At 70.5% G+C, this 12,106-nt stretch carries 10 protein-coding genes; 7 read left to right on the top strand and 3 right to left on the bottom strand.

Annotated features, from left to right (window positions below; all coding sequences use genetic code 11):
* Positions 1–172: 172 nt before the first annotated feature.
* Together AC07AW_RS18680 and pntB are read left to right on the top strand one after the other, a co-directional pair.
* On the top strand, positions 173–1,699 hold the full coding sequence (locus tag AC07AW_RS18680; RefSeq protein WP_478816572.1) for a Re/Si-specific NAD(P)(+) transhydrogenase subunit alpha: 1,527 nt from the start codon (positions 173–175) through the stop codon (positions 1,697–1,699).
* 1 nt (position 1,700) lies between these two features.
* Positions 1,701–3,119 (top strand): Re/Si-specific NAD(P)(+) transhydrogenase subunit beta, encoded by a 1,419-nt coding sequence (gene pntB, locus AC07AW_RS18675; protein WP_478816571.1) that lies wholly within the window; start codon positions 1,701–1,703, stop codon positions 3,117–3,119.
* A 117-nt stretch (positions 3,120–3,236) separates the two neighbouring features.
* Here pntB and AC07AW_RS18670 read toward each other — a convergent pair whose 3' ends face one another.
* Positions 3,237–5,492: a macro domain-containing protein gene (locus tag AC07AW_RS18670; protein ID WP_478816570.1), complete on the bottom strand. Its 2,256-nt coding sequence runs from the start codon at positions 5,490–5,492 to the stop codon at positions 3,237–3,239.
* 132 nt (positions 5,493–5,624) lie between these two features.
* Here AC07AW_RS18670 and AC07AW_RS18665 point away from each other — a divergent pair, with 132 nt between their 5' ends.
* On the top strand, positions 5,625–6,182 hold the full coding sequence (locus AC07AW_RS18665) for a PadR family transcriptional regulator (protein ID WP_478816569.1): 558 nt from the start codon (positions 5,625–5,627) through the stop codon (positions 6,180–6,182).
* Positions 6,183–6,223: 41 nt separating this feature from the next.
* Positions 6,224–7,948 carry an acyl-CoA dehydrogenase family protein gene (locus tag AC07AW_RS18660; protein ID WP_478816568.1) on the top strand — a complete coding sequence of 575 codons (1,725 nt, stop codon included), beginning with the start codon at positions 6,224–6,226 and terminating at the stop codon, positions 7,946–7,948.
* Positions 7,949–7,964: 16 nt separating this feature from the next.
* Here AC07AW_RS18660 and AC07AW_RS18655 read toward each other — a convergent pair whose 3' ends face one another.
* Entirely contained in the window at positions 7,965–8,258 is a 294-nt protein-coding gene (locus AC07AW_RS18655; protein WP_478816567.1) for an SCO0607 family lipoprotein, read from the bottom strand.
* A gap of 144 nt (positions 8,259–8,402) precedes the next feature.
* Positions 8,403–9,272 carry a S1 family peptidase gene (locus AC07AW_RS18650; protein WP_478816566.1) on the bottom strand — a complete coding sequence of 290 codons (870 nt, stop codon included), beginning with the start codon at positions 9,270–9,272 and terminating at the stop codon, positions 8,403–8,405.
* A gap of 227 nt (positions 9,273–9,499) precedes the next feature.
* On the opposite strand from AC07AW_RS18650, the gene AC07AW_RS18645 reads away from it, so the two are divergent.
* Genes AC07AW_RS18645 through AC07AW_RS18635 form a run of 3 tightly spaced genes read left to right on the top strand, consistent with a single transcriptional unit; the run spans position 9,500 to position 12,009 of the window.
* Complete coding sequence (locus AC07AW_RS18645; protein WP_478816565.1) at positions 9,500–9,778, top strand: polyprenyl synthetase; 279 nt, start codon at positions 9,500–9,502, stop codon at positions 9,776–9,778.
* Positions 9,771–10,823 (top strand): polyprenyl synthetase family protein, encoded by a 1,053-nt coding sequence (locus AC07AW_RS18640; RefSeq protein WP_478816564.1) that lies wholly within the window; start codon positions 9,771–9,773, stop codon positions 10,821–10,823. The genes AC07AW_RS18645 and AC07AW_RS18640 overlap by 8 nt, the downstream gene beginning before the upstream one ends.
* A 22-nt stretch (positions 10,824–10,845) precedes the next feature.
* On the top strand, positions 10,846–12,009 hold the full coding sequence (locus AC07AW_RS18635) for an oxygenase MpaB family protein (protein WP_478816563.1): 1,164 nt from the start codon (positions 10,846–10,848) through the stop codon (positions 12,007–12,009).
* Positions 12,010–12,106 lie beyond the last annotated feature (97 nt).

Genomic DNA, 12,106 nt, shown 5'->3' with positions numbered 1-12,106 from the left:
GTGCGGCTCAGCCACTCCCGGCCGTGCTGTCGGGGTGGTGTGGGATGGATCACGGCTGGCAGGCTTCCGATGGAGGCGGTAGTGGCCCGATTCTGGGCGGGTTCAGAAGTCGAATCTGAGTCGGGTTCGTAGACAGGCCGTCGACGCCAACGCCAGCGAACGGAGCACACTCGTGATTGTCGGAGTCCTCAAGGAGGCGCGGGCAGGTGAGCGCCGCGTCTCGGCCACACCGGCCACGATCGAGCCGATCCGTAAATTGGGGTACGACGTGGTCGTCGACTCCGGCGCGGGTGTCGCCGCGGGCTTCACCGACAGCGCCTACGAGGCCGCCGGGGCGCGCATCGGTGAGGCGACGGCCGCGGACGTGGTGCTGGGGGTCAACGCCCCGGCCCCCGCGCAGTTGGACCGGGTACGGGCCGAGGCGACCGTGATCGCGCTGTTCGCCCCGGCGTTCGACCCCGCGATGGTCGAGGAGCTGGGTCGCCGGCCGTTCACGGCGCTGTCGATGGACGCCGTGCCGCGCATCAGCCGGGCGCAGTCGATGGACGTGCTGTCCTCGATGGCGAACATCGCCGGCTACCGGGCCGTGGTCGAGGCGGCGCACGCGTTCGGCCGCTTCTTCACCGGCCAGGTGACGGCGGCGGGCAAGGTGCCGCCGGCGAAGGTGCTCGTCGCGGGCGCCGGCGTCGCGGGTCTGGCCGCGATCGGTGCGGCCGGGTCGCTCGGTGCGATCGTACGGGCGACCGACCCGCGGCCCGAGGTGGCCGACCAGGTCCGGTCGCTGGGCGGCGAGTACCTGTCGATCGAGTCCCCGGAGGTCGAGGTCTCGAAGACGGGCTACGCCAAGGAGATGGGCGACGACTACAAGGCGCGCGAGGTCGAGCTCTACAGCGCGCAGTGCCGTGAGGCCGACATCGTCATCACCACCGCGCTGATCCCCGGGCGTCCCGCGCCGACGCTGATCACCGCGGAGATGGTGGCAGCCATGAAGCCGGGCTCCGTGATCGTGGACATGGCGGCCGCCAACGGCGGCAACGTGGTGGGCACCGTGAAGGGCGAGACGGTCGTCACGGAGAACGGCGTGACGATCATCGGCTACACCGATCTGGCGGGCCGGCTGCCGGCGCAGGCCTCGCAGCTGTACGGCACGAACCTGGTGAACCTGCTCAAGCTGATGACGCCGGGCAAGGACGCGGAGCTCGTCCTCGACTGGGACGACCCGGTGCAGCGCTCGATCACCGTCGTACGCGAGGGCGAGTCGGCCTGGCCGCCCCCGCCGGTCCAGGTCTCGGCGGCCCCTGCCCCTGCTTCCGGGACGGTCGAGGAGAAGCCGTCGCCGAAGAAGGAGCCGATGACGCCGAAGCGGAAGTTCGGGGGCGTGGCCCTCGGCGCGCTGGCGCTGTTCCTCGCCGCCGCGTTCGCGCCGGCGGCGCTGCTGCCCCATGTGACCGTCTTCGTGCTCGCGATCGTCATCGGCTTCTACGTGATCGGCCATGTGCACCACGCACTGCACACGCCGCTGATGTCGGTGACGAACGCGATCTCCGGGATCATCGTCGTCGGCGCGCTCCTGCAGATCGGGCAGGCGAGCACGACGGTCACGGTGCTGTCGTCCGTGGCGATCCTTCTGGCCAGTATCAACGTCTTCGGCGGCTTCGCGGTGACGCGTCGCATGCTCGCCATGTTCAACCGGAGCTGACATGTCTGCGACCATTGCCGCCCAGGCGGCCTACCTCGTTGCCGCGCTGCTGTTCATCCTCGCGCTGGCAGGACTCTCCAAGCACGAGTCCGCGCGGCTCGGCAACGCGTTCGGCATGCTCGGCATGGGCGTCGCGCTCGTCGCGACGGTCGTGCTCGCGATCGACGGCGACATCAGCACCGCGGGCCTCGGGCTGATGGCCGTGGCCATGCTGATCGGCGCGCTGATCGGGCTGCAGCGGGCCCGGGGCGTCGAGATGACCGGCATGCCCGAACTGATCGCGCTGCTGCACTCCTTCGTCGGGCTCGCGGCCGTACTGGTCAGCTGGAACGGCTTCCTGAACGTCGAGCACGAGCCCGACGGCCACGAGGCCGAGGCCCTGGACGCGCTCGGCACGCTGGGCATCCACCACGCCGAGGTGTTCATCGGCCTGTTCATCGGTGCGGTGACCTTCACCGGCTCGATCGTGGCGTACCTGAAGCTCTCGGCGAAGATCAGCTCCAAGCCGCTGATGCTGCCCGGCAAGAACCTGCTGAACCTCGGCTCGCTGGGCCTGTTCGTCGCCCTGACGGTGTGGTTCGTGATCACGCCGGAGCTGTGGCTGCTGATCGTCGTGACCGTCCTGGCGCTGGCCCTGGGCTGGCACCTGGTCGCCTCGATCGGCGGCGGCGACATGCCGGTCGTGGTCTCGATGCTCAACAGCTACTCCGGCTGGGCCGCGGCGGCCTCCGGCTTTCTGCTCGGCAACGACCTGCTGATCATCACCGGCGCGCTCGTCGGCTCCTCCGGTGCCTACCTGTCCTACATCATGTGCAGGGCGATGAACCGCTCCTTCATCTCCGTGATCGCCGGCGGCTTCGGCATCGAGGCACCCTCCGGCACGGACGTCGACTACGGCGAGCACCAGGAGATCACCGCCCAGGCCGCCGCCGAACTGCTGGGCGCGGCTCGGTCCGTGGTCATCACGCCCGGCTACGGCATGGCCGTGGCGCAGGCGCAGTACCCGGTCGCGGAACTCACCGCGAAGCTGCGGGCGAAGGGCGTCGAGGTACGGTTCGGCATCCACCCGGTCGCCGGTCGCCTGCCCGGCCACATGAACGTGCTGCTCGCCGAGGCCAAGGTGCCGTACGACATCGTCCTGGAGATGGACGAGATCAACGACGACTTCGCCGACACGGACGTCGTCCTCGTGATCGGCGCCAACGACACGGTCAACCCGGCCGGGGCCGAGGACCCCAGCAGCCCGATCGCCGGAATGCCGGTCCTCACCGTCTGGGAGGCCAACCAGGTCATCGTGTTCAAGCGCTCGATGGCCTCCGGCTACGCGGGCGTGCAGAACCCGCTGTTCTTCCGCGAGAACACCGCGATGCTCTTCGGCGACGCGAAGGCCCGGGTCGAGGACATCGTCGGCGCGCTCTGACCCGCGCGCCGGGACCCGCCAGGACCCCTCCTGGGCCGACCGCGGCCCAGGAGGGGTCCGTCACAGCTCGTCCGGCGTTCCGACGACGGCCGGACCGCAGCGGCCGGGCGCCCTCGCCTAGGACACCAGCCCCTGGCCCTCCAGTTCCGTCAGGCGGACCGTGCACAGGCCGCCGCGTTCGGTCTTCACGTCCGTCACCTTCAGTCGGGTGCCGGGGGTGAGGATGTACTCCTCCTCGCCCGTGAACGCGGAGAAGCGGCGGATCCCCACCGCGCGCGCCGGCGTCACCTCGAAGAGGGTGCGGCGGCCGCGGCTGCCGAGGAAGGCGCGGGCCACGCCCGGCTCGGACGTGCAGGACGAGACGCCCCACCAGGTCACCGTGCGCCCCAGCGGGTACTGGGAGCGCAGGTCCAGGGCCACGCCCCGCCACAGCGGCCGCGTCTGCGCCGGCAGGTCGGCCACGGCCGAGAACAGCAGGCGCAGGTACGGCAGGTACGGGGTCACCCGCTCCCGGTCCGGGGACCTCAGTACGGCGTTGATCTCGCGGTAGAACGCCGACTCGCACGTGTACAGGTACAGCGCGGAGATCGCGTCGGCGGACAGGCCGCCCGAGGCCTCCGGCTGTGCCGTCCTCGTCTCCGCGAACCGGGTCGACCGCTCGACGTACCGGTCCAGATTCGCCAGCACCCGCGTCACCGGCTCGACGGCCTTGCGGAAGTCCATCAGCGGCGTGTCGAACACTCCGGTGATCGGTGGCAGGACGAGTCCCTCGTCCTTGACGCTCGTGAGGCGCTCCAGATAGAGCTGGTGCAGCTCCATCGTCGACGCGATGAACGCGCCCATCCGCTCGGAGCCGGCGGCGTCGGTCGTGTGCTGGTCCCAGCCCTTGCTCGGCAGCCAGTCGACCGGCTCCGCTCCCACCGCCGCCAAGGCGTCGTTCACCTGGGAGAAATGGTCGCCTTCACAGAAGATGTCCCCCTGAGCCGCCGGGTTCGCGTGGTCCAGGTGCCGGACCTCGACCCCCGGGTACTTCTTCTCCAGCCGCTGGACGACCCTCTTCAGGCTCCTGGCGTGCGCGCCCCACCAGGCGAACACCACCCCGCGGTCCTCCTCCTCGGCATCCTGCTTCGCCCGGAGGATCTCCTCGACGATCTGCTCGGCCACGGGCCGCCAGAAGGACGTGTGCTGATCGGTCGGCACCGCCCCGTCCGCACTCGCCGTGAGCGAGGCGTTCAACAGGAGCACGCCCTGGGTCAGCATCGCCTGGAACCACTCCGGCGGCTGGACCGCGTCCTCCTTCTTCAGCAGCGCCCGGACGTCGGCGATCGGCGTCTTCTTGGCGATGCCGTACTTCCACATCGCGGCCGCCTTGATGATGCAGCGAATGCTGACCACCCGGCCGAACTGACTGTCCTTCCAGTCGTGGAAGGTGTTGTCGAACATCGCGATGCCCGTCGCGCTCTCCGCCCGCGGATACGGGTTCTGCCCGAAGGCCACCACCTTCCACTTGTGCGGCGGATGCGGCTTCAGCGCCTGGAACGTCAGCTCCCGCACCGGAACCACCTCCGGGCTCCGCTTCGGGCCGATGAAGGCCCCCGCCCCCGGCAGCGCCTCGATCACCGGGCCGAGCAGCGGCAGCCACGGCTCACCACCGCCCTTGAACAGCTCGGCCAGCCCCAAGGGGTCGCCCGAGGGCGCGGGGGAGGGAGCGGGGGAGGGCGCCTGGGCCGGTGCCTTGATCCGTACCCGCTGCGCCGGGCCCGCGGCCTCGATGTCCTCCAGCTGACCCAGTACCGCCGCCCGCAGCTCGTCGTAGTCCGCGAATCCGTGGTCGTGGAACAGCGTGTAGCCCGTCCACATCAGATTCGCGCACACCTGCGCGGGCACCTGGCCCGTCCGCGCGCCCATCCCGACGAGCGCCACCGACCGGATGCTGCCGGGCTTCGCCAGGTTCTGCAGGTGCACCGCCTGGAACGCGGCCGCGCACGCCAGCGCCACGTTCATCGTGTCGCTGACGTTCTGCGAGGACTGCCGCATGGTCGGCGTCGAGATCAGATACCGCGGCACGGCCGCCCCCGAAGGCACGCACACCGCGCTGCCCACCGGCAGGCTCCCGCCGAACCGCTCGCGGATCGCCCGCTGCACCCGCACCTGGACGCCGGCGCCGAGGTGCCGCTTGACGACGGCGTCGACCCCTCCGTCCATCCGGCCCCGGGCATTGGTGGGGGACACCCACGCGTCGACGTCCACGTCGAGAACGGAACCCCGCCGGATCTCTACCTCCGGCGTGTCCGCGAACGCGGACTTCCAGGCCGCCACCACCTCGTCGTTGACATCGACGAGAACGACCTTCAACGCACGCTCGACACCCACGAATTCCCCCTCCTCGTGCACTCTTTCGAACGTTCTCGAAGCTATCGCGCACCACTGACAACGCCCGTGAGCCGTGTCTCATCGATCCGGTCCGTCTTGCTATGCAACTCGTTGCATAGCAAGATCGGGCGCATGGCGCTCGACCACGCGATCCTCGTCTCCCTGCTCGAGAAGCCCGGATCCGGCTACGAGCTGGCCCGGCGCTTCGAGCGGTCCATCGGGTACTTCTGGACCGCCACCCACCAGCAGATCTACCGTGTGCTCAAGCGCATGGAGAGCGACGGCTGGGTGGACGTCCGGGACGTGCCGCAGCAGGGGCGCCCGGACAAGAAGGAGTACTCCGTCGCCGGGCCCGGCCGGGACGCGCTCTCCGCCTGGCTGGCCGCACCGATCGAGCCCGAGAGCGTGCGGCACGACCTCGCGGTGAAGATCCGCGGTGCCGCCTTCGACGATCCCGCCGCACTGATCGGCGAGGTCGAGCGGCACCGGCAGGCGCACACCGATCGTCTGGAGCACTACCTCGCGGGCGAGGCACGGGACTTCCCGGAAGCCGAGGGCGAGGGGGCGCTCGACGCCGAGCGGGAGCTCCAGCACGCCGTGCTCCGCGGCGGCATCGCCTACGAGCGGATGATGATCGCCTGGCTCGACGACGTCCTCGCCACGCTCGCCCGGTTCGAAGCCGACCGCTGAACCGAGCCGTACCAACCCCCGATCCAGGAAAGGCGGACGTCATGGCCGACCCGCTGCTGTTCAACCCGCACACCTACGACCCCGCCCACTTCGACCCGGAGACCCGCCGGCTGCTGCGCGCCACCGTCGACTGGTTCGAGGCGCGCGGCAAGCGCCGGATCATCGAGGACTACCGGACCCGGGCCTGGCTCGGTGACTTCCTCGCCTTCGCCGCGGAGGAGGGGCTCTTCGCGACCTTCCTGACGCCGTCCTCCGCCGCCGGTGAGGACGAGGGCGACAAGCGCTGGGACACCGCCCGCATCGCCGCCCTCAACGAGATCCTCGGTTTCTACGGCCTGGACTACTGGTACGCCTGGCAGGTCACCATCCTCGGCCTCGGCCCGGTCTGGCAGAGCGACAACGCCGCCGCCCGCGCCCGTGCCGCCGAACTCCTCTCCCAGGGAGAGGTGTTCGCCTTCGGTCTCTCCGAGAAGTCCCACGGCGCCGACATCTACTCCACCGACATGCTCCTGGAGCCCGACGGCACGGGCGGCTTCCGTGCCACCGGCTCCAAGTACTACATCGGCAACGGCAACGCCGCCGGGCTCGTCTCCGTCTTCGGCCGTCGCACCGACGTCGAAGGCCCCGACGGCTACGTCTTCTTCGCTGCCGACAGCCGTCACCCGGCGTACCACCTCGTCAAGAACGTCGTCGACTCCTCGAAGTACGTCAGCGAGTTCCGCCTGGAGGACTACCCGGTCGCGGCCGAGGACGTGCTGCACACCGGCCGCGCCGCCTTCGACGCCGCCCTCAACACCGTCAACGTCGGCAAGTTCAACCTGTGCACCGCCTCGATCGGCATCTGCGAGCACGCGATGTACGAGGCCGTCACCCACGCGCAGAACCGCATCCTGTACGGCCGGCCGGTCACCGTCTTCCCGCACGTGCGGCGCGAGTTGACTGACGCGTACGTCCGGCTCGTCGGCATGAAGCTGTTCAGCGACCGCGCCGTCGACTACTTCCGCACCGCGGGACCCGACGACCGCCGCTACCTCCTCTTCAACCCGATGACGAAGATGAAGGTGACCACGGAGGGCGAGAAGGTCATCGACCTGATGTGGGACGTCATCGCCGCCAAGGGCTTCGAGAAGGACAACTACTTCGCCGAGGCCGCCGTGGAGATCCGCGGTCTGCCGAAGCTGGAGGGCACGGTCCACGTCAACCTGGCGCTGATCCTCAAGTTCATGCGCAACCACCTCCTCGACCCGGTCGCGTACGAGCCCGTCCCGACCCGTCTGGACGCGGCCGACGACACGTTCCTCTTCCGTCAGGGGCCGGCCCGCGGTCTCGGCGGGGTCCGTTTCCACGACTGGCGCCCGGCCTACGACACGTACGCGCATGTGCCCAACGTCAGCCGCTTCCGCGAACAGGCCGACGCGCTCTGCGAGTTCGTGCTCAAGGCCGCCCCCGACGAGGAGCAGAGCCGCGACCTGGACCTCCTCCTCGCCGTCGGTCAGCTCTTCGCGCTCGTCGTCCACGGGCAGCTGGTCCTGGAGCAGGCCGCCCTTACCGGTCTCGACGAGGATGTCCTCGACGAGCTCTTCGCCGTCCTCGTCCGCGACTTCTCCGCGCACGCGGTCGAGCTGCACGGCAAGGACTCCGCGACGGAGCAGCAGCAGCTCTGGGCGCTCGGCGCCGTCCGCCGCCCCGTCGTCGACGAGGCCCGCTCGGGGCGCGTCTGGCAGCGCGTCGAGGCGCTGTCGGGGGCGTACGAGATGACGCCGTGAGGCACGCCGAGGGCCGTCAGCCCCGCGTCGGACGGCCCTCGGCGTCCACGACGACCGTGGCCCAGTGGCGGTCCCATTCGTCGCCGACGTACTCGGGGACCTGGCCCGCCGGGTAGCGGACCCAGCCCTCCGCCGGCTCCTGGCCGTCGGCCACGCAGTCCTGGCCGTCGGCGTTGCCGACCGCCTTGACCGGGTAGCGGCCGGAGCCGCAGACGCGTTCCTGGCTCGTGCAGCCCGTCAGGAGGAGGGCCGCGGTCAGGCCCGCGACGACGAGGACGGGGAGGGGGCGGCGGTTCTGCTGGGTGGTCACGTTCACTGGCCTCTCTCGCTGGTGCACACAGTCTCGGCGAGAGAGGGAACCTCGTGATGAGTACGCGTACTCACCTGGTGGTGAGTCGTGTGTCGTCTCCGCGGGCCGACCGGTTGCGGCCGGCCCGCGGAGACGGCGGGGGCGTTACGGCTTGGGCAGGACGCAGCCGGCGCGGTTCAGGTCGATCACGTTCCCGGGGCCGATGCAGGGAACGATCGTGTACGTCTCCTGGGCGTAGTTGATGCCCTGGCGGACGGTCACGGCGCCGTTCTCGTCGACCTCGCACGGGTTGTTCACGGTGCAGCTCTCACCGCTCTCGTTGCCCGTGTTGTTGACGGCGACGACCTTGCCGGTGGCCGTGTCGATCACGGGCGAGCCGGAGGTGCCGCCGATCGTGTTGCACGAGGAGGTGTAGCGGACCGAGTCCTTCCAGGTCCACCCGCCCTCCTTCAGGCGGTAGACGAAACCGTCGATGTTGCAGTTGTAGATCCGCTTCCAGTACCCCGAGACCACGCTGATCGCCGAACCCTGGGTCGGGTGGGCGTCGTTGAGGGTGAGGGCGCTGATGCCGTACTGGCTCTGTATCTGCGCGTACGTCTTGGTCAGCTGGTAGATCGAGATGTCCGTGTCGGTCATCGTGCCGTACGCGATCTTGCTGGCGCGCAGCGTCCCGACGCCGGTACCGGCCGAGTTGAGCAGGGTGAACGAGCGGCTGGACCGCCGGTCCTTGATGACCTGGCCCGCCGCCGGCATGCCGGTCTCCAGGCAGTGCCCGTTGGAGAGGACGAGCGCGGGGTCGGTCGGCAGGGAGCTGGGGGTGCGGACGACGGAGCCGGAACAGTTGCTGAGCGCGACCGTTCCCGCGAAGCCGACGGCGGCCACGGCCTGTGTCCTGGATGCGGCGGCCGGTGCCTGGGCGACCGTCTCCCGGGGTGGTGCGGAGGCCGCGGCAGGGACTGCCGCCGCTCCTGTCAGGAGCAGGGCGAGCAGGGCGCCGGCGAGAGGCTTCTTCATGTGGGGGTTCCCCTCTGAATGACCATGCAACCGAGAATCCTTCGGTTGTCATGTGCATTCTTTGAAGGGAGTCGCCCAAGTGGCAAGAGGGCGTGCGGGGTTGGGAGGGACGGACGGGTCCACCTTCCGGCGAAATGATCACTCGTTCGTGAGTTCCGGGCTCGTCGTCGCACGTCCGGCGCGACTCTGGGAGGAGTGACGTCGACGCTGTCGGGTGGGGAGTGGATGTGACGCGAGAGACGGGACCCCGTGGGGGTCTGGACGAGCGGGCGGTCTTATTGGCGGCGGGCCTTGCGGACCTGGCGGTGAGCACGCTGGGATCGGGCCTCGGACTCGTACGGGGGCTGCTGAGGCGTTCGGACGCCGCCGAGGTGGCGGCCGAGGCGGAGCGGGACCTGGAGGCGCGCGGCCGGCTCGTGCTCGACCGGTACATGTCCCCGCCCCCCGCCCACCTGGAGGTCCTCGCCCGGCACGTGCTGGCGCGCCGGGCCGGCGACGGTGGCTGAGCGGTGGGAGTCGGCCGCGTTCAAGGCGCGCGTCGACGACGTGCTGCAGAGCCATGTCGCACAGGAGGCCGACGGACTCACCGCGGTCGACCCGGCTCTGGGCCCGGTGGCCGAGCAGCTGGAGGCGGCCGTCGCCGACGGCAAGCGGCTGCGGGCGGCGTTCTGCTACTGGGGCTGGCGCGCGGTGGGGCAGCCCGACAGCGACGCCCTGGTGCGGGCGGCATCCGCCATGGAGCTCGTGCACGCGGCCGCCGTCGTGCACGACGACCTGATCGACGACAGTCCGCTGCGCCACGGCCGGCCCACCGCGCACATGGCCCTGCGGGCGGCGGTGGAGCACCACCCGCGGCCCGCCGCGGGAGCCCGGTCGCTCGCCATGCTCGTCGGCGACCTGCTCATGTCGCTCGCCGGGCAGCTCTTCGTCACCAGCGGCCTGCCCGCCGCCTACCTCGGCCGGGCCCGCCCGCTGTGGGCGGCACTCGCCCGCGACCTCGTCGCCGGTGAGTGCCTGGAGATCCTGCACACCGGTGCCGCCCCGGACACGACGGCCTCACTGAAGGTGATCCGCTACAAGACCGCCAAGTACACCGTCGAGCAGCCGCTGCTGATCGGAGGCGCCCTGGCGGGGGCGAGTGGAAGGCTGCGCGGGGGCTACTCCGCGTACGGGGTGCCGCTCGGCGAGGCCTTCCAGCTGAGGGACGACCTGCTGGGCCTGTTCGGCGACCCGGAGACCACCGGCAAGGCCGGCGCCGACGACGTACGCGGGAACCGGCCCACGGCCCTGCTCGCCGAGACCTGGCGGCTCGCCGGCGACGAGGAGCGCGGGCGGCTGCGCGAGCTGCTCGCCCGGCGCGAGCCCGACGGGGACGCCCTGGAGGCCGTACGCGAGGTGATGCGGCGGCTGGAAGCGCCCGAGCGCGTCGAGGTCATGATCACCGAGCGGGTCGGGGAGGCCCTGCGCGCCCTCGACGAGCTGAACCTGCCGGCCGCCCCCGCCGCCGCGCTCACCACCCTGGCGCACGCGGCCGCGGTCCGCCGTTCCTGACGCAGAACAAGGAGCCCTGCCCATGAGCATCACCGAGGCGTCGATGGACGCCCTGCGGCGGACCGGTGACGAACTCGCCGACGCCACGGTCGCCGCCCTCTTCGAACGCGGGGAGGTGGGCACCTTCAACACCCTCATGCGGTACGTGTCCACCGTGGGATCCCCGCTGCCGGACGGGCTGCCCGACGTCGCCCGGGAGTACCTCCACGCCACGAGCACCCCGCCGTCCTGGGTGGACTGGGCGGAGATGGAGAAGGCCCGGCTGTTCTTCATCGACAACAACGTGCACATCTCCACCGCGCTGTCCTTCGCCTCCATGCCCGCCTGCTACCTCGTCCCGCACGTGGCGCAGCTGCTGTCGGCGACGCACGGTCTGAAGTACCCCTCGAAGCGGATGGCGGAGACCGGCCAGTTCACCGTCTATCTGATGCAGCCCGACGCCTTCGAGGCAGGCAGCCGCTTCATCCCCGCCGCGCAGAAGGTCCGCCTGCTCCACGCCTCCATCCGGCACCACCTCAGGCGCGAGAACCGCTGGGACGTCGAGGCCCTGGGGGTGCCGATCTGTCAGGAGGACATGATCGGCGGGCAGATGTTCTTCTCGATGCTGGTCCTCGACAGCCTGCACCGACTCGGCATCCACATGTCCTCCGAGGGGGCCGACGCCTACTCCTACGCCTGGCGCGTGGTCGGCGCCATGCTGGGCGTCGACCAGGACGCCGTCCCCAAGACGCTCGACGAGGCCCGCCGCTTCCTCGACCTGTACATGATCCGCCACATGGGCCCGTCCCCCGAGGGCGTCCACCTCACCCGGCAGCTGATCGACCTCTACGAGGAGGTCGTCCCCGGCACCTTCTTCGACCCGATCGTCTCCGCGCTCATCCGCTACCTCGTCGGCGACACCTGCGGCGACTGGCTCGACGTGCCCCGCACCCGGTGGGACACCGTCGTGAAGTCCGTCCCCCACCTCCTCGGCGTCCTGGAGACCGTCGAGGACCGGTCACCGCTCGGCGCCTGGGCCCTGGACCGCCTCGGCCACCTCACCACCGTCCTCGAACTGTCCTCCCTCACCCGCGGCCGCGTCATGCACTACGCGATCCCCGAACACCTCAGGAAGGACTACGGCCTCCCGTCCGGACCGCCCCGCACCCGCCGCTGGACCCCGCCCGCCGCCACGGTCTCCCCGTGAGGCGCCCCCGGCACCCCGCTGACCACCGGAAACGTGGGTGAGGAGCACCCCGGAAGCCTGGTAGATTGTTCTCTGTCGCCGCGACCAGCAGAGATGC

The sequence above is a fragment of the Streptomyces sp. NPDC044003 genome, from assembly GCF_056435185.1.
Note: the sequence above shows the minus strand (reverse complement) of the source record. Positions and strands in the feature narration are given on the sequence as shown.